The following is a 23640-nucleotide window of genomic DNA, read 5'->3' as shown; positions in this document are numbered from 1 at the left end:
GTGGGGCGGAGCGGGGCAGGGCGGAGCGGACGCCTACTCGTTTTCGCGGAGCGATTCGAGCACGGACAGCGTGCCGTCCATGTACGACTCGCCGAGCACCGTGTCGGCCGCCTCCTTGGCCACGTCGTCGGCGTTGGCGACGGCGAACGACCGCCCGGCGACGCCGAACGTCGAGGCGTCGTTGACGCTGTCGCCGACGGCGACGAACTCCTCGGGGTCGTAGTCCATCGTCTCGCAGACGCGTTCGAGGCCGACGCCCTTCTCGACTCCCGGCGTCTTGATGTGGTAGGCGAAGCCGGTGTCGATGACTTCGAGGTCGAACTCGGCGGCGACCTCGCGGAGGAGCGCCTCGTCGGCGTCGAGACGGGCGATGATTTCGGTCTCGCGCCATCGGTTTGCGGTGTCTGCGGCGTCCCACCCGAGATCGCCGCCGCGCGCGACGAACTCGTCGGCGGCGGCCTGCGCGGCCTCGCGGTCGCCGGTGAACGTCACCTCGCCGTCGGCGAGGACGACCCCGCCGTTCTCCGCGATGACCGTCTGTGGGAGTCCGAGGTAGTGACACAGCGAGACCGGATAGGGAAACGCCTTGCCGGTGGCGAGGATGACGGGGGCGTCCCACGACGGGAGCGCTTCGAACGCGCGGGGATCGAGGTGGCCATCCGCGTCGGTGAGCGTCCCGTCGATGTCGAGTACGAGCGGCGGAACCATACCCGGAGTTGGGAGACGGGGGAAAAAGGTTCAGCGGTCGGGGAGAAGCGCGCCGCAGGTCGGGTTCGTCGTTTTCGACACTCAACGTTCGGCGTCGTCCAGCCCGCGGAACGCCAGTGTCGAGAAGTTCGGGATGGGTCGCGTCGCCGGCCGGCCCGGCCCGTCGGTGGAGTCGGAGTCCGAGACCCGGCGGACGACACCGAGGTCAGAAAGCTCGTAGAGGACGCGCCGGACCGTCGCCGGCGACAGCGACACCCGCGGCGACGCGGCGATGTGCTCGGTCGCCGCCGAGACGGAGGCCGTCGCCTCGTCGTCGAGCGCGACGAACGCCCGGAGGACGCGGCGACGGCTCTCGGGGAGCGCGAACACGCGCCCCAGCGAGCAGCCGTCGTCAGGAACGGCGTCGATGCCGGCACAGACGTACTCGGTGTCGATGGCGTCCGCGCCGTCGGCGGCGGCGAGCGTCGCCGCCCCGTAGAGCGCCGACAGCGCGTCGTGGGCGTCGCCGTCGGCCCACTCGGCGACCTCGCGCGTCGCCTCGTGCGGGAGCGCGTTGCGGGTGACGCCGTCCGACGCGCGCGCGACGAGAATGTCGACGAGACTGTGGCGCTCGTAGGCCGAGACGGCGATTGACGGCGCGTCGGTCGCGCCGGTATCGCCGTCCGCCTCGCCGCCCGCACGCGCGTCGTCGCGGGGGTCGCGGCCGACGGTGAGCACCGACACGTGCGGCGACACCGATGAGAGCGCCTCGACCGCCGTCGCCGCGGAGTAGGTCTCCGGCTCGCCGACGTGGTCGACGGCGACGACCGCGTGCTCGTCGTGCCCGACGCGCTCGGTGAGCCGTTCGCGGAGCGCCTCGACGCCGACGCCCTGTGACGGTACCGGCTCCTCGCAGAGCGCGTCGAGCGCCGCGTGGAGGAGCGCGAACTCGGTCGGGGCGTCCCGGGAGTCGACGTAGGCGAACGAGGTCGTCGGCGTGGCGGCGGTGCGCGTGGTGGTGTGAATGACCGACCGCCGAGAGGGGAGCGCGCTGGCGAGGTGCTCGAAGAGCGTCGCGACGACCGCCGACTTCCCGACGCCCTTCGGCCCGTGGACGTGGGCGTCGGGCGGCAGGTCGCCGTCGAACACGGGGTCGAGGTGGTCGAGGATGCGTTCGAGCGTCGGGCCGCGGCCGGTCGGCTCGTCCGGGTGGGCGGTCGGGTCAAGCGCGCTCAGGTCCCGAACGAGCCGGGGCCGCTTCCCGCCGCGGCGACGTCGCCTGGTGATTCTGTCTTCGAGGCGCATGGCGTGGTAAGTCCCGTGGCAGAGGGTATCCGGCACACGCCTAAAAACCGACCACTACCGACAGCACCCCTGACAAGAGAGAACACGAAACACGGGGATCGGCCGGGACGGCCGCCTCAAAGGCAGTTGAGAGGTTCTCGGCTACCGTCGCATCAAGGGCGAACGTAACTAATTGCATCGATAATTTTGAATTTTCGCTGCCGTTTCGATTCGGTGTAGAAACGCCGAGCTACGGTATTCTACGGGCGCACCGATGGGAGTCCCGCGAGCGAAGTGGTCCGTTCCGTGAGACGAACGGGACGCGAGACGAGTGAAGGTAAAATAAAGTGCCGTCGGTCCTACCTCACGAAAGACAGATGAAAAAATCGCCGAGCGTCCTCGTCATTGGCGGGGGGTCGACCGGCACGGGCATCGCGCGCGACCTCGCGATGCGCGGGCTGGACGTGACCCTCGTCGAGAAGGGGAATCTCACACACGGGACGACGGGGCGGATGCACGGGCTCCTCCACAGCGGGGGTCGGTACGCGGTATCGGACCAACCGTCCGCCAAGGAGTGTATCGCAGAGAACCGCGTCCTGCGGCGCATCGCGGGCCACTGCGTCGAGATGACGGGGGGCCTGTTCGTCCAGCGCCCCGAGGACTCCGACGAGTACTTCGAGAAGAAGTTGGAGGGCTGTCGCGAGTGCGGCATTCCGGCCGAGGTGCTGTCCGCCGAGGAGGCCCGGGAGATAGAGCCGTACCTCGCGAAGGACATCAAGCGCGCCATCAAGGTCCCCGACGGCGCGGTCGACCCGTTCCGCCTCTGCGTGGCGAACGCCGCGAGCGCCGTCGAACACGGCGCGCGCATCGAGACGCACTCCGAAGTCACCGACGTGCTCGTCGAGGACGGCGAAGTCGTCGGCGTCGAGGTCACCCACCAGACCGGCACCGGCCCGTACGTCCACGGCGAGCCCGGCGAGGTCGAGGAAATCCGCGCCGACTACGTCGTCAACGCGACGGGCGCGTGGGCCGGCCAAATCGGCGACCTCGCCGGCGTCGACGTCGAGGTCCGGCCGTCGAAGGGCGTCATGACCATCATGAACACCCGGCAGGTCGACACGGTCGTCAACCGCTGTCGGCCGAAGGGCGACGCCGACATCGTCGTCCCCCACGAGACGACGTGCATCCTCGGGACGACGGACGAGGAAGTCGAGGACCCGGAGGACTACCCCGAAGAGGGCTGGGAAGTCGACCTGATGATAGAGACGCTGTCCGAACTCGTGCCCATGCTGGCCGAGGCGCGGACGATTCGCTCCTTCTGGGGCGTCCGCCCGCTGTACGAGCCGCCGGGCACCGGCACCGAGGACCCGACGGACATCACCCGCGAGTTCTTCCTGTTGGACCACGCCGACCGCGACGACCTGCCGGGCATGACGAGCATCGTCGGCGGCAAGCTCACCACCTACCGGATGATGGCCGAGCAGATTTCGGACCACGTCTGCGAGAAGCTCGGCGTCGACGCCGAGTGCCGCACCGCCGACGTGCCGCTTCCGGGGAGCGAGGACTTCACCGTCCTCCGCGACTACATGGACGACTTCGGCCTGCGGTCGCCCATCGGCCGCCGGTCGGCCCAGCGGCTCGGCTCGCGCGCCGACGAAGTCCTCAACAGCGTCGACCCCAACCCGGTCGTCTGCGAGTGCGAGGCCGTCACCCGCGCCGAGATTCAGGACGCCCTCGACACCGCCGGCACGGAGCTCAACTCCGTGCGCATCCAGACGCGCGCCTCGATGGGCAACTGTCAGGGCGCGATCTGCTGTCACCGGATGGCGAACGAACTCGCGCCCGAGTACGACGAGGAGACCATTCGCGCGTCCCTCGACGACCTCTATCAGGAGCGCTGGAAGGGCGAGCGCCACGCGATGTGGGGCACGCAGCTCTCCCAGACCGCGCTGAAGCACATGCTCCACGCGGCCACGATGAACCGCGACGAGGACCCCGCGGCGGCCGACGCCGACATCGACTTCGCCGCCTTCGACGACGGCGGCGCTTCGGAGGATGACGCCTCGGGCGTCGCGTCCGGCGGCGCGGTCGCGGACGGCGGCCGCGAACCGACCGCGGACCGCGCGGGCGACGACGCCCCCGGAGGTGCAGATGGCGATAACTGACGACGTGCTCGTCATCGGCGGCGGTATCGCCGCCTGCACGGCCGCGCTCTCGGCCGCCGAGACGGGCGCTCGCGTGCGCCTGCTCGCCCACAAGAAGAGCACGCTCCGGCAGGCCAGCGGCCTCGTGGACGTGCTCGGCTACGCCGGCGGCGACGGTCCCCTCTCGGACCCCTACGCCGGCCTCGACGCGCTCCCGGACGGGCACCCCTACCACGTCGTCGGCGAAGAGGGCGTCCGCGCCGGCCTCCGCGTCTTCGACGAGGCGGTCGGCGACGCCTACCGCGGCGGCCACACCGACTCGAACGCGCTCGTGATGACCCACGGCGGCGCGGTGAAGCCGACCGCGCGCTACCCCGCGTCGGTCGCGCCCGGCCTCGCCAGTTCGTCCGGCGACACGCTGCTCGTCGGCTTCGCGGGCCTCACGGACTTCGACGCGCCCGTCGCCGCGGACCACCTCGCGGCCGCCGGCGTGCCGTTTTCGGCCCGCGGCGTCACCGTCGAGTTCCCCAAGCGGTTCCGCGCCGACGCGAAGGTGACGCGGTTCGCCAAGGCCCTCGACCGAGACGAGGAGGTCGACGGCGGCACGGTCCGGTCCGCCCTCGCCGACACCGTCGCCGAGGAGTTAGACGGCGAGTCGCGCGTCGGCTTCCCGGCGATGCTCGGCGACGACCACGACGAGGCGGTCCGCGAGGAGCTTTCGGACCGACTCGGCGTCCCCGTCTTCGAGGTGCCGACCGGCCCGCCGAGCCTGCTCGGGCTCAAGCTCGAAGACATCCTGTTCGACGCGCTCGACGAGGCGGGCGTCCGCATCGCGGCGGGCAACCCGGCGGTCGACTTCGAGGCCGACGACGGCCGCGTCGAGACGGTCATCGTCGACCAGAAGAACAGACCGACGCCCTACTCGGCCGACCAGGTCGTCCTCGCGACCGGCGGCCTCGTCGGCAAGGGCCTCGACTCCGACCGCGAATCGGTCACAGAGCCCGTCTTCGGCTGTCACGTCCCGCACCCCGAGGACCGCTACGACTGGTCCGACCCCGAGGCGTTCGGCGACCACGCGTTCGCGCGCTTCGGCGTCGTCCCCGACGACGAACTCCGGCCGACCGACGAAGACGGCGAACCACACTTCGAGAACCTGCGCGCCGCGGGCGGCGTCGTCGGCGGTGCCGACGTGGCGCGCGAGAAATCCGCGAGCGGCGTCTCCTTGGCGACGGGTGCCGTCGCCGGCCGCCTCGCGGGCGAGGAGGCAACCAGATGAGCGACGCAGAATCCCCAGGCAACCCGACGTTGACCCCCGACGCACAGACAGACGACTTCGAGGCCGTCGAGGTGTTCCCCGACAGCACCGACATGGACCTCCGTCCCGGCGCGGACAACTGTTACAAGTGTACCGCCTGCGACGTGTCCTGCCCGGTCGCCGAGGTCGACGACGAGTTCCCCGGGCCGAAGTTCCAAGGGCCGGAGCAGTGGCGGCTCAAGCGCAAGGAAGACGAGGCCGTCGACGACTCCATCATGTCGTGTTCGAACTGCATGCGCTGTGACGACGCCTGTCCGTCGGGCGTCCCGCTCAGCCAGATGCACAACACGGCCCGCGGCGAGTACGTCGACGAGGAGATGGACAAGCTCTCGCGGGAGTACATCCGCAACCGCATCCTCGCCAACTACGGCACCCTCGCCCAGCTGGGAGGCATGTTCCCGCGGCTGGCGAACGCCGTCATGGGTAACTCGGTCGTCCAACAGATTAACGAGAAAGTCCTCGGCATCACGGCCGAGCGCGACTTCCCCGAGTTCGCCACCCAGACGTTCCGCGAGTGGTGGAACGAGCGCGGCGGCCCGCAGGTCCGCTCCGAGGAAAAGCGCGTCGCGTACTTCCACGGCTGTTACTCCAACTACAACACGCCCGAGGTGGGCAAGGCGATGGTCCGCGTGTTCGAGTCGTTCGGCTACGAGGTCGTCGTCCCCAAACAGCGCTGTTCGGGGACGCCGATGTTCGCGAACGGCATGCTCGACGACGCCAAGCGCGCCGCCGGCATCAACGTCGACAACTTCGCGGGGCTCATCCCCGAGGGCTACGACATCATCGCGTCGTGTACCTCCTGTTCGATGTCGCTCCGCCAGGAGTACCCCGAACTGTTCGACATCGACGGCATCGAGGACCTCTCGGCGCACACCTACGAGGCGCTGGAGTACCTCCGCATCCACGAGGACCTCGAAGGCGCGGTTCGCGAGGCATCGGTCGACGACCAAGCCTTCGCGTACCACGCGCCGTGTCACGGCCGCAATCAGGGCCTCGACCGGCAGGCGGTCGAGCTGTTCCGCCAGCTCGACGGCGTCGAAATCGAGGACGTCGGCGACTCCTGTTCCGGCATCTCCGGCACCTACGGCTGGAAGGAAGAAAAATACGACAAGTCGATGCAGATCGGCGCGGACATGTTCGACCACATGGAGCACGCGCAGGGGAGCGTCGGCATGACCGAGTGCCCCACCTGCTCGATGCAGATGGAACACGGCACGGGCTACGACATCAAACACCCGCTCCAGCTCCTCGAAGAGGCGCTGGTCTGACGCGCGCGCACGGCTAACGGACGAACGCGTTCGAGCGCCGGACCACTCGAACGTCGCCGCGCTCGGCGCGCGCGCCGAATCGCCGGCGGTTTGTCGGATTATATTGCCGATTCATCGCCGTTTTCGCCCGTTCCTCGGCGGACGCGGTCGTTCTGTCCGGCGGATCGCCTCGTTGAGTAAAACGGTCCAAAAAGTGCCCGTGTGAAATAGTACTCCCCGTATTCAGCCGGTATAGGCCCTATACTGCGAATCGGGGTGGCACAATATGCGGGGGAGTAGTAAAGAAACATTTATCATATAATTTGTACACGTTTGTAGTGGTAGGACTCTCACACCGAGAGTTCGTATCGAGGTTGGTTAGAAATGTCAGGAGAAACTTACGTCGGTGCCATCGATCAGGGTACCACAGGCACGCGGTTCATGGTGTTCGACCACGACGGTAAGGTGGTCGCCAACGCCTACGAGAAGCACGAACAGATCTACCCAGAGCCCGGTTGGGTCGAACACGACGCAAACGAGATTTGGGACAACACGAAGCAGGTCATCGACGCGGCGCTTTCGAGCGCCGGGCTCGACCCCGAGCAGTTGGAAGCCATCGGGATCACGAACCAGCGCGAGACGACGCTCATCTGGGACCGTGAGACCGGACAGCCGATTCACAACGCCATCGTCTGGCAGGACCGTCGGACGACCGACCGCATCGAGACGCTCGAAGCGGACGGCAAGACCGACGACGTGCGCGCCAAGACGGGTCTCGAACCCGACGCGTACTTCTCAGCGACGAAAGCCGAGTGGCTGCTGGACAACTCCGACCCCATCAAGCTCCAGCGCTCCCGACCCGAAGACATCCGCGACCGCGCCAAAGACGGCGAACTCGCGTTCGGGACCATCGACACGTGGCTCATCTACAATCTGACGGGGAACCACATCACGGACGTGACGAACGCGTCGCGGACCATGCTGTTCAACATCCACGACATGGAGTGGGACGACGAGCTCTTAGAGGAGTTCAACGTCCCGCGCGAACTCCTCCCCGAGGTCCGCCCGTCGTCCGACGACGACTACTACGGCGTGACCGACGCGGACGGCTTCCTCGGCGCGGAAGTCCCCGTCGCCGGCGCGCTCGGCGACCAGCAGGCCGCGCTGTTCGGCCAGACCTGTTTCGACGCCGGCGACGCCAAGAACACCTACGGTACCGGCTCGTTCATGCTGATGAACACCGGCGAAGAGGCGGTCATGTCCGAACACGGCCTCCTCACCACCGTCGGCTTCCAGCGCTCCGGTGAGCCGGTCCAGTACGCCCTCGAAGGCTCTATCTTCATCACCGGCGCGGCTATCGAGTGGCTCGAAGACATGACGCTCATCGACAACGCCGCCGAGTCCGAGAAGCTCGCTCGGTCGGTCGAGTCCACCGACGGCGTCTACTTCGTCCCCGCGTTCACGGGCCTCGGCGCGCCCCACTGGGACCAGCGCGCCCGCGGCACCATCGTCGGGATGACCCGCGGCACCCGCCGCGAGCACATCGTCCGCGCGACGCTCGAATCCATCGCGTTCCAGACGCGCGACGTGGCCGAGGCGATGGAGTCCGACAGCGACATCGACCTCTCCAGTCTCCGCGTCGACGGCGGCGCGGTCAAGAACAACTTCCTCTGCCAGCTCCAGTCGAACATCCTCGACACGGAAATCGTCCGCCCGCAGGTCGACGAGACGACCGCGCTCGGGTCGGCGTACGCCGCCGGCCTCGCCGTCGGCTACTGGGAGACGCTCGACGAACTCCGCGACAACTGGCAGGTCGACCGCGAGTTCGGTCCGAAAGACCCACAGAACGTCGAAGCGCGCTACGGCCGCTGGAAAGAGGCCGTCGACCGCTCGCTCGACTGGGCACGGGAGGAGTAACACGTGTTCGAAACATTCGCACTCCAGATTCCGGTCATCGGCGTCAGTACCGAGCGGTTCATCGTCCTCCTGCTCGCGGCGTTCGCGGGCGGGATGTTCGGCGCGGCCCTCGGCGCGCTGCCGTCGTTCATCTTCACCGGCTTCGTCGTGCTGCTCGGCGAGACGGCGGGCATCATCATCCGACAGTTCGAAGGTGTCGACCTCGTCACCGCCGGCGAGCTCGGTACGGGCATCACCGGCAGTATCGGATTCGGCCCGTTCGTCGGCCCGCACATCGCCTTCGCCGGCGGCGTCGCCGCCAGCGCCTACGCGGGCAAGCGGTACGCCGACATGAACCCCAGCGAGGGCGGCTACCACTTCGGTAAGGACATCACGTACGCGTTCGGCACGCAGCCCGACATCCTCGCCGTCGGCGGTCTCTTCGGCGTCCTCGGGCTCCTCATCTCCCGCGTCGCGGGCGGCATCGGCCTCCCGCTCGACAGCGTCGCGCTGTCCGTCATGACGACGGCGTTCATCGCGCGCATCGCCTTCGGCTACCCGCTCATCGGCTCGCCCGCCGGCAGCGGCCTCCTCGACATGTCGCCGTTCGAGAAGGGAGAGACGCGCGGCGACGGCAGCGGCCGACCCGCGACCGAGCCGTGGCTTCCCCACCAGTACAAGTGGGTCAACATCGTGGTCATCGGCCTCGGGGCCGGTATCCTCGGCGGTTGGACGTGGCTCATCACGGAGAGCTTCTTCCTCGCCTACGGTATCTCGGCGGCCAGCCTGCTGTTCTTGAACCTCGGCGTCGAGAAGATACCCGTCACCCACCACATCACGCTCGGTGGGTCGGCGTTCGGAGCCGTCGCCGCGCCGATGGTCGGCGGGAGCGAACCGCTCATCATCGTCGCCGCCGCGGTCGGCGGTCTCATCGGCGCGCTGCTCGGCGAGCTCACCCAGCGTATCGCCTACTCGCACTCCGGGACCCACGTGGACCCGCCGGCGATGTCGATTACCATCTACTCGCTGCTCATCGGCGTGCTGTTCCTGCTCGGGGCTATCCCGAACTCGGCGTACCTCGGGCTCTAACTGCCCGGACGCCTTCGGCCCCGCACACGTCGTTCACGATTTTTCTTCGCCGCGTTCCGCAACCGGTAGCGATAACGCTCCGCGGTCGATACCCGACGTATGGAACGCACCGTTTCGGTCGTCCCGAAAGACGGCCTCCACGCCCGTCCCGCCTCGCAGTTCGTCGAGACCGCGAACTCCTTCGACGCCGACGTCCAACTCGGCCGCGCCGACGAGGACGACCTCGTCCCCGCCGCCAGCATGCTCGCGGTCACCGGCCTCGGCGTCGGCCACGGCGAGGAGGTTCGCCTCGTCGCCGAGGGCGACGACGCGGAGGCGGCGCTCGACGCGCTCGAAGCAGTGCTCTCGACGCCCGAAGCCGGCGACGAAGAATAACACGAAACAGAACAAAGCGGCACGGAACTGCGGGCCGCCGCGTCGCGCGACGGGCCCTTTTCGCCGGTCGGGTCGGTGGCTCGAAAACCGATTCGACCGCCGGCCGACTCAGTTCAGCTTCCGGTAGTCGCGGGCGTCCTCGGCGCGCTCGACGACCGAATCGAGCGTCGCCTTCTTGCTCGTCGTCTCGACGGCCGCGTTGAGCGTGCCCTCCAGCACCGGCGCGTCCGCGATGACCGCCTCGGAGTCCATCGCCATCTCGATGGCGAGTTCCGCGTTCATCACGGCGCTCCCGAGGTCCACGAGGACGACGACGCCGTCGCCGTCGTCCGCCTCCTCGATACCCTCGCGGATGCGGTCGGGCGAGGTGCCGATGCCGTCTTCGTCGCCGCCGGCGGGGACGATGCGAGCGTTGCCGCCGCCCATCTGCGCGGCGACCTCAGCGATTCCCTCGGCCGCCTTCGCGCTGTGCGAGACGACGACGAGACCGATCATTCGTCCCTCCCGACGGCGTCTTCGGCCCGCGCGTCGCGGTCGACCTCGCCGTCGAGGTACTCCTCGGCGGTCTCAAGCAGCTCTTCGAGGATGAACAGCGTGCTCGTCGCGCCGGGGTCCTGATGGCCGACCGAGCGCCAGTCGAGGAACGACGCGCGGCCCTTCATCGCCTTGATGGGGACGGTGAAGGCGACGCCGCGCTCGGCCGCGTCGACGGCCTTGGCGAGGGCTTCGAGCGGCGGGAGGTCGTCCTGTTCGATGGACTTCTTGTAGGTGTGGACGGCGGGGACGAGCGCGTCGACCATCGTCTTCGCGCCGACCTGCGCGCCGCCGCGGTCCTTGACCTTGTCGAGGTACGCCTCCGCGAACGCCACCGACGTCTCGGCGGTGATGCCGTCTTCGAGTTCCTGACTGGCGAACATGATAGAGCCGCCGTAGAGGGGGCCGGAGGCCCCGCCGACGTTCGAGATGAGCGTCGTCCCGACGTTCTTGACGACGTCGTTCGGCTCCATCTCGGCGAACTCGTCGCGCTTGTCGGCGGCCTTGCCGAAGCCGCGTTCCATGTTCGCGCCGTGGTCGGCGTCGCCGATGGCGGAGTCGAGGTCCGTGAGATACTCCTTCTCCTCGGCGAGGCGCTCGGCGACGTTGTCGAGCGCGTCCAGCACCGCTTCGCGTTGTGTCTCTGCGTCGGCCATGGCTGTCTTTCGTCGGCCTATCGTTAATCCCTTGTCCCGCGGGACTGTTCTGCCGCGAAAAATCGGTGACGTGTCGGGGGTCGCCGCCGGGAGTTCGCGGCGGGGGTCGTCGCGTACTCGGAGACGGTGCGTCCGACTTACTCGGTGACCGTCAGTCCGGGCGTCTCCGCGGGCGCGCCGAGCAGTTCCTTGAGCTCGTCGTCGACGCGGAGCACGGACACCGAACAGCCCATCATGTCGAGCGAGGTCATGTAATCGCCGACCCACGCGTCCCACGTCTCGACGCCGCGGTCGTCGAGGATGGACTGGAGTTTGCGGTTGACGATGTACAGCTCCGACAGCGGCGTCCCGCCCATGCCGTTGACCATCGTCACGACCTCCTCGCCCTCGTCGAGGTCGAGGTCGTCGAGGACGTTCTCGGTCAGGTGCTCGGTGATTTCGTCGGCGCTCATGACCTCCGCGCGCTCGGTTCCCGGCTCGCCGTGGATGCCGATGCCGAGTTCGATCTCGTCCTCGCCGAGGTCGAACGTCGGTTCGCCCTTCTCCGGGGTGACACAGGAGGTCAGCGCCATGCCCATGGTTCGGACGTTGTCGATGACCTTCTCCGCGACCGCTTTGACCTCGCCGAGGTCGCCGCCCGCGGCGGCCTTCGCGCCCGCGCACTTGTGGACGAAGATGGTGCCCGCGACGCCGCGGCGGCCCGAGGTGTACAGCGAGTCCTCGACGGCCACGTCGTCGTTGACGACGACCTGCTCGACGTCGACGCCCTCCATGCCGGCCATCTCGGCGGCGGTGTCGAAGTTCATCACGTCGCCCTCGTAGTTCTTGACGACGCAGAGGACGCCCTCGCCCGCGTCCGTCGCCTGAATCATCTCGTCCAACTGGTCGGCCGTCGGCGAGGTGAAGACCTCACCGGCCGCCGCGCCGTCGAGCATCCCCTCGCCGAGGTAGCCCGCGTGCGTCGGCTCGTGGCCCGACCCGCCGCCGGAGACGACCGCGACCTTCCCCTCGACCGGCGCGTCGCCGCGGACGAGAACGTTCGTACCGTCGAGCCGGCGCAGTTCGGGGTGCGCCGCGACCATCCCGTCGAGCATCTCGTCTACGACCGCTCCGGGTTCGTTGATGAGTTTCTTCATGACTCACCGTCCCTCACGTTCGATGAGGCCAAAAGTGTTGGTCAGTCGGAAGTCGGGGCGGTCGCCGTCTGCGAAAAATCGGCGGTAAGAACCCTCCATTTCACGGGTCGCGGCGGCGGCCGAGCGTCGGGCCGGCGGAGACGCCGCGGGCCGGTGCGGACCGGCGCGCGACCGCCTCAGTCGAGTTGGGTGACCGCGATGGTCACGGACACGTCCTCGACGTCCCACGTCTCGACCGTCTCGCCCTCGGCCGACCCGAGGTCGAACTCGCGGGCGCGGACCTCCTCGGCGATGAGGGCGCTGTTCTCCGCGACGAAGCCGGCGACGCGCTCGTCGTCGACCGCGAGCGACACGTCGATTTCGGCCTCGACGTCGAGGTCGAGCTGTTTGCGCATCTCCTGAATCCGGCGGATGACGTCGCGGGCGTAGCCCTCGGACTCGATGTCGTCGGTGAGTTCGGTGTCCACGTAGACCGTGCCGCCCTCGAAGTCGGCACCGGAGACGTGCTCCGGCGGTTCCGCGCGGTACGAGACCATCTCGTCGGTGAGGTCGTACGTCTCGCCGTCGACCTCGACGCCGGATTCGACCTCGGCGCGCGACAGTCCCTCGACTGCCTCCATGATTTTCTGGGCGTCCGCGCCGAACGCCGGCCCGATGACGCTCATCTGCGGTTCCGCGGTCTCGACGAGTTCGTCGAAGACCTCGACGACCTGCACGTCGCGGGTGTTCACGCGCTCGGCGAGGAGGTCCGAGAGCGCGTCGACCGCGTCGGCGACGGCGTCGTCGTCGGACTCGACGACGATGCGCGAGACGGGCCAGCGGAGCTTGCGGCCGCCGAGTTGGCGGGCGTGCGCCGCGGCCTCCTCCACGTCGCGGAGGACGGCCATGTTGGCCTCCAGTTCCTCGTCGCGGCGCTCCTCGTCGGCCTCGGGGTACGACAGCATGTGGACGCTCGTCTCCGAGCCGTCGAGCCGCTGGTACATCCGCTCGGCCATGTAGGGCGCGTAGGGCGCGATGAGCCGGATGGACTCCGAGAGCACCGTCGAGAGCGTGGCGTACGCGCCGAGCTTCGACGCCGAGTCCTCCTCGTCCCACATGCGCTCGCGGATGGCCTTCACGTAGAACCGCGAGACGTCCTTCGTGATGAAGTCCAGAAGGGTGTTGAGCGCGGTGGAGACCTCGTAATCGTCCCACGCGTCGGCCATCTCGGCTTCGACGGTCTGGAGCCGCGAGAGCACCCACTCGTCGACGACGGTGAGTTCGCCCTCCGAGAGGTCGGCCTCGGCGGGGTCGTAGCCGTCGAGGTCCATGTACGGAAGCGGGAACCGGAAGACGTTCCAGAAGATGTTGAGCGTCGACTGGGTGTCGGCGAGGCCGTCCCACTCGAACGAGAGGTCCACGCCCTGCTGGTCGTGGCTGAGGAGGTAGGCGCGAAGTGGGTCGCGGCCGGCGCGGTCGATGGCCTCCTCGGGCGTCACGATGTTGCCGACGGACTTCGACATCTTGCGACCGTCCTTGTCGTTGGCGAAGCCGTGCATGATGACCTCCTTGTACGGCGACTCGCCGGTCGCGGCGGTGCCCATGCCGAGTTGCGACCAGAACCAGCCGCGGGTCTGGTCGTGCGCCTCGATGATGAGGTCGGCGGGCCACAGCTCTTCGTACGCCTCCGTCTCGCCGGGGAAGTCGAGGGTGCCCCACGTGGCGACCGAGGAGTCGATCCACACGTCGAACACGTCGGGGACGCGCTCGTAGGTCACGCCGTCTTCGGTGATGGTGATGGGGTCCACCGACGGGCGGTGGAGGTCGACCGTCTCGGGGTCGACGTCTTGGTCGGCGCGCTCGGCCAGTTCCTCGCGGGTGCCGACGACAATCATCTCCTCTGCGCCCTCGGCGTCCGGGTCGTTCGGGACCCAGATGGGAAGCGGGATGCCCCAGTAGCGCTGGCGGGAGACGTTCCAGTCGGGCGCGTCGCTCACGAAGTCGCGGAAGCGGTTGTCGCGGGCCCACTGCGGGTGCCACTCCGAGTCCTCGATGTTGTCGAGGAGTTGCTCTTTCACGTCCGTGACCGTGATGAACCACTGGTCGGTGGCGAGGAAGATGATGTCCGTGTCACAGCGCCAACAGTGGCCGTAGCGGTGGTCGTGCTCGCCGGCGTGGAGCAGGTGGCCGAGTTCGTCGAGGTCCTCGATGACCTCCGGGTTGGCGTCGCGGACGAACGTGCCCGCGTAGTCGCCGCCCTGCTCGGTGAACTCGCCTTTGTCGTCGACGGGAACGAACACGTCTAAGCCGAGTTCCTGCCCGCGGGCGAAGTCCTCCTGCCCGTGACCGGGCGCGGAGTGGACGAGGCCCGTGCGGTCGGCCTCGACGTAGTCGGCGGTGTACACCTGTCCCGCGCCCTCGAAGTCGGCGTACTCGGCGACGACGCCGTCGAGCGGGTGGTCGTACTCCCAGCCGACCATCTCCTCGCCCGTGACCTCCGAGAGGACCTCGTAGTCCTCGTAGCGGCCCTTCTTCAGGACCTCCTCGACGCAGGGTTCTGCGAGGTACAGCACCTCGCTCTCGCCGTCCTTCTCGGCGCGGACCTCTTGGTACGTCATCTCGCCGTCGACGGCGACGAACGTGTTCGCGGGGATGGTCCACGGCGTCGTCGTCCAGATGACGAGGTTGCCCTCGCGGCCCTTCAGCGGGAACTTGACGTAGATGGACGGGGAGGTGATTTCGTCGTACTCGACCTCGTTGGCCGCGATGGCGGTCTGACAGCGCGGGCAGTAGTTGACGCTCCGCTTGCCCTGTTCGACGAGTCCGTTCTCGGCGACCTTCGAGAACGCCCACCACGCGGACTCCATGTACTCGGGCGAGAGCGTCTGATACGGGTTGTCCCAGTCCATCCACGCGCCGATGGACTGGAAGTCCTCGTCCATCGCCTCGCGGTTGCGGACGGCGAACTCCTTGCACTTCCGGATGAACTGCTCCATGCCGAACTCCTCGATGTCGCGCTTCGAGGTGAAGCCGAGTTCCTCCTCGACTTTGACCTCGATGGGGAGGCCGTGCATGTCGTAGCCGGGGCGGTCCGTGACCTGGTGCCCCGTCATGCGCTTGTGCCGGATGACGGCGTCCTTCAGCGTCTTGTTCCACGCCGTGCCGAGGTGCATCTGGCCGGACGTGTACGGCGGGCCGTCGACGAAGAAGAACGACGGGTCGTCGGCGTGTGCCTCCTTCGTCGCCTCGTAGGCGTCGTTCTCGTCCCAGTACTCGCCGACGACGGACTCCACGTCCGACGGCGTGTACTGGTCTGCGATGTCTTCCATACCCCGTCCTTCTCGTGGATATATATCAAAACGGCGGGTCTGGTCCGCGTCGGTCGGCCGTTCCGCCGGGTCCGACTCAGACACGGGAGACCCTCCGCTGTCGATAGCCTGCTGGTCGCTGTCGATACGCCTGTCGGGTGTAGTGGGTGTGTCGCTTCATTGGATTCCGGTGGTCGTGGTCACCGGACGGGAGACCGCTGTCGCTCGGAGGTCGATACGGACGGGAGTCGAGGATGAGAGATGTGCGAGGCTACTACCCCGCAATAATGAGCGACCGGACGACGACCGACAGTCGAGACTGGCCGACCGCGGACGGGCGACGCGAAGTCCGGTGTCGTCGCATGCTATCCGAGAGCAGTCCCGCGAGAAGTATAACGCTTACTCCGCGGCCGACGGCGACGCGGACGACGACGCCGAGGGGCCCGACGAGACTCCGACGCTACCGGTCCGACCAACGACCGACGCGGTGGGTGGCCACGACCGACTCGGCCGACGACCCGCGCGTGATTCCGGACTCGTCGTCGCGCTCGAACACCTGGAGCGTTGCGGTCGTCGGGGTCGACCCCCTCGCGACGTCGAACGTCGAGAGGTGGGTGCAGACGAGCGTGTCGGCATCCACCTCGAACGCATCGGGGTCGGCCGGCGGCGACCGCCGAATCGGGATGTCGGCGTCGCGCCACCCGGACCACGACGGCGACAATCCGATGTTGTAGAACGCGGCGTCCTCGCGGGCCATTCGGACCTCGAACAGGAGGACGAACGAGTCGCCGTCGGCCTCCAGTAGGTCGTTCGAGTACTGCCCCTGCATCGCGCGGTCGGTGAACACGTCCCGCTGGTCGGCCGGCGGGTCCGAAAAGAGCCACCCGCGGAAGTCGGCGTCGTCGGGGAACGACCCTTTCACGTACCGCTCGTCGGTCGGGTGGAGCTGCGAGTGGCCGGTGTCGGCGCGGATTCGACCGCTGGCGGTTCGTCGGGCGTCGGCGAGACAGCCCGAGAGGCCGGCAAGCGAGAGCGCGGCGGCGCTCGAAAGGAGGGCTCGGCGGTGCATACCGTCGTGTGACGCGGGAACGACATAAACGTCCGCCGTGACGTGACGCGAGTTCCCGGCGGCTCAGCCGAAGTCCGGCAGGTCGTCCGGCGCTTCGTACTCGGACTCCCAGTCGATGTAGTCGTCTTTGAGCACGTCGCACACCTCCTGTCCGAGTTCGGTGAGGCCGGCGTTGATAGACGACACCTCGCCCCACGAGGTCAGGTCGGGGTGGAGTTCGCGCTCCTTCCAGTCCTCGGGGATGCCGGGGGCGTGGTAGCCGACGCGGTCGGCGAAGTCGTCCCAGAAGAAGTCGAAGTAGGTGAGGAGGCCGAGGTCGAGGACGACCTCCCACTGCGCCTCGGTGACGGGTGTCTCGGCGGCCCACGCCTCGAAGGCGTCGGCCCACGCGCCGGCTTCGAGGAACTCCTCCAACTCGGCTCGCTTGAAGTCGGCGTCGGCCGCGACCTGCGCGTCGTCGTACTGGTTCGGGTCCACCGTCGGGAGCGACGGCGGGTCCGGGACGGGAACGTCGAGCATGGTCGCCAGTCGGTCGCCGTCGGGGAAAAGGGTTCGGCGCTGGCGCTGGCACCGGCACTGACGCTGACGCCCTCAGTTCTCCATGCGCTCGATGACGGATTCGAGCTGGTCGGCGCGGGCGGCGACCGCCTCGGCGCGGAGTTCCTCTTCGGCGTCGGTCTCGCAGACGAGACGGGGGACCGGCGTCGGCTTCCCGTCGTCGTCGAGCGCGACGAACGTCAGGAACGAGGAGGTGGTTTTCCGTCGCTCGTCCGTCTTCGGGTTCTCGGCGTGGACGTCGACTTTCACGTCCACGCTGGTCCGGCCGACGTTGAACACGTACGCCTCCATCACGGCCACCTCGCCGAGGTCGATGGGACCGATGAAGTCGACGTGGTCCATCGACGCGGTGACGCACTGACGGTTCGAAAAGCGCATCGCCGCGATGGCCCCGCAGATGTCCATCCAGTGGAGGACCGCGCCACCGAGGGCCCGCCCGAGGTTGTTGGTGTCGTTCGGCAGGATGAGTTCGGTCATCTCGGTGCGCGACTCGTCGAGCGTCGCGGTGGGTTCGCTCATGCGAACGGGGTCACGCTGAGGGGGCTTGAAATCGTGGGGCGCGGCGGCGACGGCCCCGGTTCACTCGTCGAAGTCGGCGTCGAACGCCTCGGGCGACTGCCCGGCGGCGTCGAGCACCTCGTCGGAGACGAGAATCGGGCAGTCCACCCGGATGGCGAGGGCGATGGCGTCGCTCGGGCGCGCGTCGAAGACGACCGACCGCGCCTCGCCGTCGTGGTAGCGCTCGGCGTCGACCTTCGCGAGGAACGTGCCGTTCGAGAGGTCGTCGATGCGGATGCTGTCGATGGCCCCCCCGAACTCCGTCACCATCTCGACCAGGAGGTCGTGGGTCAGCGGGCGCTCGAACTGCTCGCCGGAGAGACCGAGTTGGATGGCCTGCGCCTGGTCCGACGTGATGACGATGGGCAGGAACTCGTCGCGCGCTTCGAGGACGACCGCCGGGACGTTCGAGCCGTCTTCGCCGACGCCGACCCCGATACCGCGGACCACGGCACGGTGTTTCATGCTATGCTGTAGTTGGGCGGAGTACGAATAGTTACCCCAGCGCGGGTCGCCGACCCGGTCGCCGTCCGCTCCCGCGGGGCCTCACCGCCGGGCGAGCTGGACGGCCGCGATGACGAGCAGGATGACGAGACCGCCGGCGAAGAAGGCGAGTCCCGGCGGAATTCCCTGCGCCGCCGCGGGCGCGGCCTCCGCGGCCATCGTCGAGACCGCCCCGGCGTCGGCGGATTCGGCGGTCCCGCCGGCCCCGCCGAGGACGCCGAGGCCGCGCGATGCGACCCACTGGACGAGCGCCGAGAGCAGGGCCAACACGGCGACCCCGCCGAGCAGGCTCGTCAGCATGGACGCGAGGCCCGTCCGGGTCTCCTCGCCGGCGGCGACGACGACAAGCGGCCTGTCGGCGGGGGCGTACACCTTCATCTCGCGGCCCTTCTCGGAGTAGACGGTGTCGACCACCTCGACGAGGCCCGCGTCGTCGAGCTTTCGGAGGTGGTACTGGACGTTCTGGAGCGACGTGTCGACGCGCTCTGCGAGTTCCGCGGCGTTCGTCGGCTCCTCGTGGAGCGCGGCGAGCACGCGGCGGGCCGTCTCAGACGAGAGCGCCGACAGGAGGTCCGACGCCTCGTCGTCGTCGAGTCCGATGACCCGCGGCGAGGACTCGTCCGCGGCGGAGGTGTCGGGGGTGGAGGGCAACAAACCGGCCATACGGGGGGTACTCCGCCGGAGGATACAAACCTGTTGTCCCGCCGCCCGGAGAACCGCCGGCGCTCAGACGCCCTCGCCGACTACGAGGACGCGCAGGTCGTTGACGTTCGTCCCCGTCGCGCCGGACTCGACGAGCGCGCCGGCCTCCCGAAGCACCGGGAGCGCGTCGTTTCTCGCCAGCGCGGCGCGGGCGTCGCCGGCGGCGACCGACGACGAGTCCACGACCGCGCCCGCGACGTCGGTCCCGCCGTCTTTCCCGTCGCTGTCGATGCTGGCGAGGACGGCCTCGTCGGGGAGTTCGGCGGCGGCCGCGAGGCAGAATTCGAGGTTCGGCCCGCCGTCGCCGTCCCCGCGGACCGTCACGGTGCACTCGCCGCCCGAGAGGACCACGGCGGGCGCGGGAATCGGGTTCCCGGTGGCGAGCGCCTCCTCCGCGACGGCGACGTGCGTCTTCGCGGCCTCGCGCGCCTCGCCGCGAACGCGAGATGAGAGGACGAGCGGGTCGTAGCCGCGGTCGTCGGCCACCTCGCGGGCGGCGTCGAGCGCGGTGAAGGTGTCCGCGAGGACGTGGTTCGTCACGCGGTCGAACACCGGGTCGCCGGGTTTCGGCGTCTCCGGGATGTCACCCGCGGAGCCGCGGGCGAGCCGGGTTCGGACCGATTTCGGCACGTCGAGGTCGAAGCGATCCAGCACGTCGAGGGCGTCGTCGTAGGTCGTCTCGTCGGGCGCGGTCGGACCGGAGGCGATGACGCCGAGGTCGTTTCCGACCACGTCCGAGAGGACGAGGCCGACGACCGTCGCGGGCGCGGCGAGGCGCGCGAGACCGCCGCCTTTCAGCGTCGAGACGTGTTTTCTGACCGCGTTGAGGTCGTGAATCTCCGCGCCGCTTTCGAGTAGTTTGTCGGTCGTCTCCTGTAACTCGGCGAGCGAGATTCCCTCGGCGGGAGCCGGGAGGACCGCGCTCGCGCCGCCCGTGATGGCGGCGAGGACGAGCGTCCGGTCGTCGAGGTCCGAGAGGAGGTCAGCGAGTCGCCGGGTGCTCTCGACGCCGCGCGCGGACGGGACCGGGTGGTCGCCGGGCAGTCGCTCGATGCGCCCGTCGGGGCTCGGCGACGGGTCGGGCGTCACCACGACGCCGCCGTCGATGCGGTCGCCGAGGACGGCTTCGAGGGCGTCGGCGACGCCGTTTCCGGCTTTGCCCCCGCCGACGACGAGGATGCGGTCGTAGGCGGTCAGGTCGTACGCGGCGTCCGCGACGGTCAGCGCGTCGCCGTCGAGCGACACGGACTCGCGGACGACGCGGTCGGGAAGCACGGCCTCGACGCCGGCGCGGAGGCAGTCGATGGCCGTCTCGTGGGCGGGCGTCGGGGTTCGCGCGTCGAACTCCTGCATAGTTCGTGGGGGATGCCGACACGGATAAAAACCGTGGGGCGGTACACCCGGCGATGAACGATTCGTCGCCCGGCGAGGGTCACGTCCGCGTCGTCGGCACGGCCCACGTCTCGGCCGACAGCGTCAGAGAGGTCGAAGAGACCGTCAGAGAGGAGCGTCCGGACGTCGTCGCGGTCGAACTCGACGAGGGGCGCTACCGGCAGCTGAAGGGCGGAACGCCCGACGACATCGAAGCGCGCGACCTGCTTCGCGGCAACACCGTCTTTCAGTTTATCGCCTACTGGATGCTCTCGTACGTCCAGTCGCGCATGGGGGACAAGTTCGACGTGAAGCCCGGCGCGGACATGCTCGCGGCGGTCGAGACCGCCGAAGAGGAAGGCCTCGACGTGGCGCTCGTCGACCGCGACATCCAGGTGACCATCCAGCGCTTCTGGCGGCGGATGGGTACGCTCGAAAAGCTGCGCATGGCCGGCGACCTCCTGTTCGGGGTCGCCGACGCCCGCGGCATCGGCGCGGTGTTCGGCATCGCCGTCGGCGTCTTCCTCGGGCCGCTCGTCGGCCTGTTCGGGGGCGCGGTCGGCGTCACCGACCTCCTGTTGACGCGCACCGCCACCGCCGCGGTCCTCGGGGCCGCGGCCGCGTACATGCTCTACACTGTCGCCTCGTTCTCCCTCGACGGCGACGACGCGGTCCTCGCGGGCCTCGGCGGCGGCGCGGCGGTCGGCATCGTCGCCGGCTTCGGCCTCGGCCTCGGCACCGGCCTCGTCTCGGGCGTCCTCGGGAGCCTCGGCGTCGCCATCGTCGGCAGCCTCGTCATCGGCGTCCTCGCGGGCGTCGTCGTGGGCGTCACCGTCGGCGCGGTCCTGAACGCCTTCGGCCTGTTCGCGCCCGTCGAGGGCGACGCCGACTACGAGGAGTTCGATATGGCCGAGCTGACCGACGGCGACGTGGTGTCGGCGATGATGGAGGAGTTCCGCCGGTTCAGCCCCGGCGGCGCGGCGGCGCTCATCGACGAGCGCGACGCCTACATCGCCCACCAGCTCGTCGCGCTCCGGCAGTCAGGCCGCCACGTCGTCGCCGTCGTCGGCGCGGGCCACCGCGAGGGCATCGAGAACTACCTCGAACACCCCGAGACGCTCCCGCCGATGGAGTCGCTCGTCGGCGTCGCCGAAAAGGACGGCTTCCCGTGGGGCAAACTGCTCGGCTTCGGCGTCACCGCCGTGTTCGTCGCCTTCTTCGTCCTCCTGGCGATGGCCGGCGTCGGCAACGAACGGCTCCTGACGATTTTCGGCGCGTGGTTCCTCATCAACGGCGTGTTCGCCGCCGCGCTCGCCAAGGTCGCCGGCGCGCGGTGGACCTCCGCCCTCGTCGGCGGCCTCGTCGCGTGGATGACCTCCATCAACCCGCTTCTCGCGCCCGGCTGGTTCACCGGCTACGTCGAACTCCGGCACACGCCGGTCAACGTCGGCGACATCGGCAAACTGAACGAACTGCTCGCAGACGAGGAGACGCCCATCGTCGACCTCGTCGGCCAGATGTTCGACGTGCCGCTGTTCAAGCTCATCATGGTCGTCGCCATGACGAACATCGGGAGCATCATCGCGAGCTTCCTCTTCGTCACCTACGTCATCCCCGTCATCGCCTCCGACCTCGGCGGCGTCGCGGGCGTGGCGAACCTGATGTTCGAGGGCGCGCACAACAGCGCCGACCTCATCTGGAGGTCCCTGACGTGAACGTCTCGTTTTCCTCGCGCGAGCTCCGCGACCTGCTCGTCGCGTGGGTCGCGCTCGGCCTCGCCTTCGCCATCTTCTTCGCCGGCGGCGGCAACCGGACGCTTCAACTGCTGACGAGCGGGTCGTTCGGCCTCGCGCTCGTCGTGAGCCTCCTGACGGCCGGCGTGGGCTTTCTCCTCCACGAGGTCGCCCACAAGGTCGTCGCCGTCAGGTTCAATCAGGTCGCCGAGTTCCGCGCCGATTACGGCATGCTCGCCATCGCCATCATGAGCGCGCTCGTCGGGTTCATCTTCGCCGCGCCCGGCGCGGTCTACCACCGCGGCGTGCTCACGGAGCGCGAACACGGTCTCATCGCCCTCGCCGGGCCGGTGACGAACCTCTTGCTCCTCGTCGCCTTCGCGCCTGTACTCGTCGTCGGCGTCGCCGTCGGCTCCGACGTGGTCCAACTCGTCGGCGCGCGCGGGCTCATCATCAACGCCTTCCTCGCGGCGTTCAACATGCTCCCGTTCGGCTCGCTCGACGGAAAGACGGTCCAGTCGTGGAGCACGCCGGTGTTCGCCGGCGTGCTCGCCCTGTCGATTCTCCTCACTGTCGGCCTGTTCCTGTTCGTCGGGTTCTGACCCGACGACGGGGAGTTAGGACGACCCCAACCGCTCGATTTCTGGTTCGTTTCGGTCTCGAAGCCGCGAGCGACGGCTCGATTCGTTACGGGGACGAACGGAGGCAAAAGGAGCCGAGAAGGCGGAGTCCGGGGGGAGGGGAGCGGAGAGTCGGTCGGCACGTCGAGGCCGGGTTCGAGCGGCGGGTCGGTCGGGTTGAGGGTGGATTGGGGGCTGCTGTCAGGTTGGGTTGGGTAGCGAGCGGTTCGCGGTCGGGCAGGGGTGCTGACGTACGCTTCGCGGGGAGAGCGTCGGCGGGGACCGAGACGAATCCGGGTTGGTCGTACGCGTCGGGGGAACGCAGTTACTGCTGGCCGTGGTCACGCCCGAGGACGAGCGCGACGGCGTGGAGGGCGATGAGCCCGGCGAAGAGGGGGATTTCGCCGGCGCTCAGACCGCCGCTGAGGACGGGCAGGTACGCGAGGGGCAGCGCGACTGCCGACCAGAACGCGACGGTTTCGACGGGGGCGTACGCGAGGCGGCCGACGGTCGATGCGAAGTCGAGCGCGATCGAGTCGTTCGTGGAGGGGATTCCGGACATCGTCACTTCTGCATACGACGGGGACCATAATATAAGGGGCCGAGCGTTACCGTGAATTCGGGTCCTTTTTCGACCGTTCAGGGCCGGGTTACGGAAGACATTCTTCTTTCGTAACGTTTTACAAACCGCTTAAATCTCCCGAGAAAGTTTATTCTCTCGTCTCGTGCTTTTTAGCAAATATTGCAAAAGCTATTGATTATTCGATAACATCGGCTCGGAAGCCGACGATTAGGAGGGTCGTAGCGGGGGGTCCCGGAGCGCGCGCGGCCGACAGGAAGTGGGTAACCGTACGGGCGACGCCGGTCCATCGTGC

At 68.5% G+C, this 23640-nt stretch carries 21 protein-coding genes; 8 read left to right on the top strand and 13 right to left on the bottom strand.

Translation table 11 applies throughout. The annotated features are described in order from the left end of the window. Positions 1–33 precede the first annotated feature (33 nt). Complete coding sequence (locus FY251_RS14870) at positions 34–708, bottom strand: phosphoglycolate phosphatase (RefSeq protein ID WP_148415892.1); 675 nt, start codon at positions 706–708, stop codon at positions 34–36. Between the two features lie 81 nt (positions 709–789). After that, positions 790–1992, bottom strand: a complete 1203-nt coding sequence (locus FY251_RS14865; protein WP_148415890.1) for a Cdc6/Cdc18 family protein — start codon at positions 1990–1992, stop codon at positions 790–792. A 356-nt stretch (positions 1993–2348) separates the two neighbouring features. On the opposite strand from FY251_RS14865, the gene glpA reads away from it, so the two are divergent. From glpA to ptsH1, 6 genes are all read left to right on the top strand, one after another. After that, positions 2349–4136 (top strand): anaerobic glycerol-3-phosphate dehydrogenase subunit GlpA, encoded by a 1788-nt coding sequence (gene glpA / locus FY251_RS14860; protein ID WP_148415888.1) that lies wholly within the window; start codon positions 2349–2351, stop codon positions 4134–4136. Beyond that, positions 4123–5391, top strand: coding sequence for a glycerol-3-phosphate dehydrogenase subunit GlpB (gene glpB, locus FY251_RS14855; protein ID WP_148415886.1), 1269 nt, complete (start codon positions 4123–4125; stop codon positions 5389–5391). The genes glpA and glpB overlap by 14 nt, the downstream gene beginning before the upstream one ends. Further along, positions 5388–6698, top strand: a complete 1311-nt coding sequence (locus FY251_RS14850) for an anaerobic glycerol-3-phosphate dehydrogenase subunit C (protein WP_148415884.1) — start codon at positions 5388–5390, stop codon at positions 6696–6698. The genes glpB and FY251_RS14850 overlap by 4 nt, the downstream gene beginning before the upstream one ends. 363 nt (positions 6699–7061) lie before the next feature. Continuing rightward, positions 7062–8594: a glycerol kinase GlpK gene (gene glpK / locus FY251_RS14845; protein WP_148415882.1), complete on the top strand. Its 1533-nt coding sequence runs from the start codon at positions 7062–7064 to the stop codon at positions 8592–8594. 3 nt (positions 8595–8597) lie between these two features. Continuing rightward, positions 8598–9662: a hypothetical protein gene (locus FY251_RS14840; protein ID WP_148415880.1), complete on the top strand. Its 1065-nt coding sequence runs from the start codon at positions 8598–8600 to the stop codon at positions 9660–9662. A gap of 99 nt (positions 9663–9761) precedes the next feature. Then, positions 9762–10037: a phosphocarrier protein HPr gene (gene ptsH1, locus FY251_RS14835; protein WP_148415878.1), complete on the top strand. Its 276-nt coding sequence runs from the start codon at positions 9762–9764 to the stop codon at positions 10035–10037. Between the two features lie 108 nt (positions 10038–10145). Here the strand turns inward: ptsH1 and dhaM are convergent, their stop codons facing one another. The 10 genes from dhaM to FY251_RS14785 all read right to left on the bottom strand — a co-directional run bounded on the left by dhaM (position 10146) and on the right by FY251_RS14785 (position 20394). Further along, positions 10146–10532, bottom strand: coding sequence for a dihydroxyacetone kinase phosphoryl donor subunit DhaM (gene dhaM / locus FY251_RS14830; RefSeq protein WP_004063261.1), 387 nt, complete (start codon positions 10530–10532; stop codon positions 10146–10148). Then, positions 10529–11227: a dihydroxyacetone kinase subunit DhaL gene (dhaL, locus tag FY251_RS14825; protein ID WP_148415876.1), complete on the bottom strand. Its 699-nt coding sequence runs from the start codon at positions 11225–11227 to the stop codon at positions 10529–10531. Before dhaL ends, dhaM begins: the two co-directional genes overlap by 4 nt. A 137-nt stretch (positions 11228–11364) precedes the next feature. After that, positions 11365–12363 carry a dihydroxyacetone kinase subunit DhaK gene (dhaK, locus tag FY251_RS14820; protein WP_148415874.1) on the bottom strand — a complete coding sequence of 333 codons (999 nt, stop codon included), beginning with the start codon at positions 12361–12363 and terminating at the stop codon, positions 11365–11367. Between the two features lie 176 nt (positions 12364–12539). Further along, positions 12540–15671, bottom strand: a complete 3132-nt coding sequence (ileS, locus tag FY251_RS14815) for an isoleucine--tRNA ligase (RefSeq protein WP_148415872.1) — start codon at positions 15669–15671, stop codon at positions 12540–12542. A 439-nt stretch (positions 15672–16110) separates the two neighbouring features. Then, on the bottom strand, positions 16111–16719 hold the full coding sequence (locus tag FY251_RS14810) for a hypothetical protein (protein ID WP_148415870.1): 609 nt from the start codon (positions 16717–16719) through the stop codon (positions 16111–16113). Between the two features lie 63 nt (positions 16720–16782). Further along, complete coding sequence (locus tag FY251_RS14805; RefSeq protein WP_148415868.1) at positions 16783–17238, bottom strand: hypothetical protein; 456 nt, start codon at positions 17236–17238, stop codon at positions 16783–16785. 72 nt (positions 17239–17310) lie between these two features. Next, entirely contained in the window at positions 17311–17796 is a 486-nt protein-coding gene (locus FY251_RS14800; protein ID WP_148415866.1) for an acyl-CoA thioesterase, read from the bottom strand. 60 nt (positions 17797–17856) lie between these two features. Further along, positions 17857–18300 (bottom strand): bifunctional nuclease family protein, encoded by a 444-nt coding sequence (locus tag FY251_RS14795; protein WP_004041429.1) that lies wholly within the window; start codon positions 18298–18300, stop codon positions 17857–17859. A gap of 81 nt (positions 18301–18381) precedes the next feature. Then, complete coding sequence (locus FY251_RS14790; RefSeq protein WP_148415864.1) at positions 18382–19002, bottom strand: winged helix-turn-helix domain-containing protein; 621 nt, start codon at positions 19000–19002, stop codon at positions 18382–18384. A 63-nt stretch (positions 19003–19065) separates the two neighbouring features. Beyond that, complete coding sequence (locus FY251_RS14785) at positions 19066–20394, bottom strand: glycerate kinase (RefSeq protein WP_148415862.1); 1329 nt, start codon at positions 20392–20394, stop codon at positions 19066–19068. 53 nt (positions 20395–20447) lie between these two features. Here FY251_RS14785 and FY251_RS14780 point away from each other — a divergent pair, with 53 nt between their 5' ends. After that, positions 20448–22127, top strand: coding sequence for a TraB/GumN family protein (locus FY251_RS14780; protein WP_148415859.1), 1680 nt, complete (start codon positions 20448–20450; stop codon positions 22125–22127). Beyond that, complete coding sequence (locus FY251_RS14775; RefSeq protein ID WP_148415858.1) at positions 22124–22747, top strand: metalloprotease; 624 nt, start codon at positions 22124–22126, stop codon at positions 22745–22747. The genes FY251_RS14780 and FY251_RS14775 overlap by 4 nt, the downstream gene beginning before the upstream one ends. A 343-nt stretch (positions 22748–23090) precedes the next feature. Here FY251_RS14775 and FY251_RS14770 read toward each other — a convergent pair whose 3' ends face one another. After that, positions 23091–23327, bottom strand: a complete 237-nt coding sequence (locus tag FY251_RS14770; RefSeq protein WP_148415856.1) for a hypothetical protein — start codon at positions 23325–23327, stop codon at positions 23091–23093. Positions 23328–23640 lie beyond the last annotated feature (313 nt).

Origin of the sequence: Haloferax sp. KTX1, assembly GCF_902410085.1 — an archaeon.
In the GTDB taxonomy this organism is placed as follows: domain Archaea; phylum Halobacteriota; class Halobacteria; order Halobacteriales; family Haloferacaceae; genus Haloferax; species Haloferax massiliensis.
The sequence above is the reverse complement of the archived record's forward strand: the minus strand, read 5'-3'. Positions and strand labels throughout refer to the sequence as shown.